At 71.9% G+C, this 1,584-nt stretch carries 1 protein-coding gene and 1 pseudogene; one reads left to right on the top strand and one right to left on the bottom strand.

Features of this window, described 5'->3' with window-relative positions; translation table 11 throughout:
* Positions 1-136 precede the first annotated feature (136 nt).
* Positions 137-886: a response regulator transcription factor gene (locus ESO86_RS16675; RefSeq protein ID WP_129235931.1), complete on the bottom strand. Its 750-nt coding sequence runs from the start codon at positions 884-886 to the stop codon at positions 137-139.
* 196 nt (positions 887-1,082) lie between these two features.
* On the opposite strand from ESO86_RS16675, the pseudogene ESO86_RS16670 reads away from it, so the two are divergent.
* Positions 1,083-1,584: pseudogene (locus ESO86_RS16670) on the top strand (ABC transporter permease); the annotation flags it as partial.

The raw sequence follows: 1,584 nt of genomic DNA, 5'->3' as shown, positions 1-1,584 counted from the left end.
CGCCGCAGCGTCTGCGGCGCCCGTCGACGGCGCACGGCGGATCCGTCGCCGGTGCCGCCGGCGTCGTCAGTCGACCGCGTGCGCTCGGAGGCGGCACGCCGTGCGGCCGACGCGTATCCCGGTTCGCCCGGGTGCGTCATCCCGCCGCCTTCAGCATGTAGCCCGCACCGCGGACCGTGTGGATCATGGGGTCGCGACCCGCGTCGATCTTCTTCCGCAGGTAGGAGATGTACAGCTCGACGACGGACTCCTTGCCGCCGAAGTCGTAGTTCCAGACCCGGTCGAGGATCTGCGCCTTCGAGAGCACGCGGCGAGGGTTCCGCATGAGGAAGCGCAACAGCTCGAACTCGGTCGCCGTGAGCTCGATCGCCGTGCCGCCGCGCTCGACCTCGTACGAGTCCTCGTCGAGCGAGAGGTCCCCGACGCGCAGCACCGGATCCTTCGCCTGGGCGAGCGTCAGTGTCGATCGCCGGATGAGGCCGCGCAGCCGCGCCACGACCTCCTCGAGGCTGAACGGCTTCGTGACGTAGTCGTCGCCGCCGGCGGTGAGCCCCGCGATGCGGTCGTCGAGCGAGTCCTTGGCGGTGAGGAACAGCACGGGCGTCTCGGTGCCGTCGGCGCGCACGCGCTGCAGCACCTCGAGCCCGTCGATGTCGGGGAGCATGATGTCGAGCACGATCGCGTCGGGGCGGAACTCCCGCGCGGCCCGCACGGCGCCGAGGCCGTCCGACGCGGTGCGCACCTCCCAGCCCTCGTAGCGGAGCGCCATCTTCAGGAGGTCGGTGAGCGAGTTCTCGTCGTCGACGACGAGGACGCGCACGGGGCTGCCGTCCGCCTTCCCGATCTGCGGTCGGTGCGCGGTCCCGGTGCCGGTCTCCATGCTCATGCCTTCCGAGTATGCGGCAATTCCTGTGGACTTCCTATGACCCGAGCGGATGCGGCCTGTGACCTCGCGATGAACCGCCGCATCCCTCGCTCATACGCGATCCATAGCTGCGACAACGGTGCGGCACAGCCCGCGTTCGTAGCGTCCGAGTCGGGCCCGCGATCGCCGCGGGCCGGACGACCAGATGAGGACCCGCATGTTCTTCACCTACCTCCGGCGCGAACTCGCCGGGCGCCGCAGGCAGACGGCGATCATTGCAGTGGGGATGGCGCTCGCCATCGCGCTGGTCATGATCGTCGACGCCGTCTCGGCGGGCGTGCGCGATGCGCAGGCCGCCGTGCTCGAGTCGGTCTACGGGGTCGGCACCGACCTCGCGATCTCGCAGGCTGCGGGCCCGCCCGAGGAGGGCGAGGGAGGTGGGCCCGGCGTCCGGTTCGAGTTCGGGGCGGCGGACGGCGAGACCACCGACGACGGCACCACGCTCAGCAACTCGCGCCTGACCGTCGACCCCGGGACGTCGACGTTCGACGCCTCCGCGCTCGACACGGTCGAGGGCGTCGACGGCGTGGCCGCGACATCCGCCACGCTCGCCCTCACGAACGTGACGTTCGACGGCGAGCTGCCCGAGCCCCCGACCGACCAGTCGGCCGGGGACCGGGCGGCGGGCGGCACGCTGCCCGGGCCCGGCGAGGGCGGCG

Origin of the sequence: Agromyces binzhouensis, from assembly GCF_004135055.1 — a bacterium.
Lineage (GTDB): Bacteria > Actinomycetota > Actinomycetes > Actinomycetales > Microbacteriaceae > Agromyces > Agromyces binzhouensis.
The sequence above is the reverse complement of the archived record's forward strand: the minus strand, read 5'-3'. Positions and strand labels throughout refer to the sequence as shown.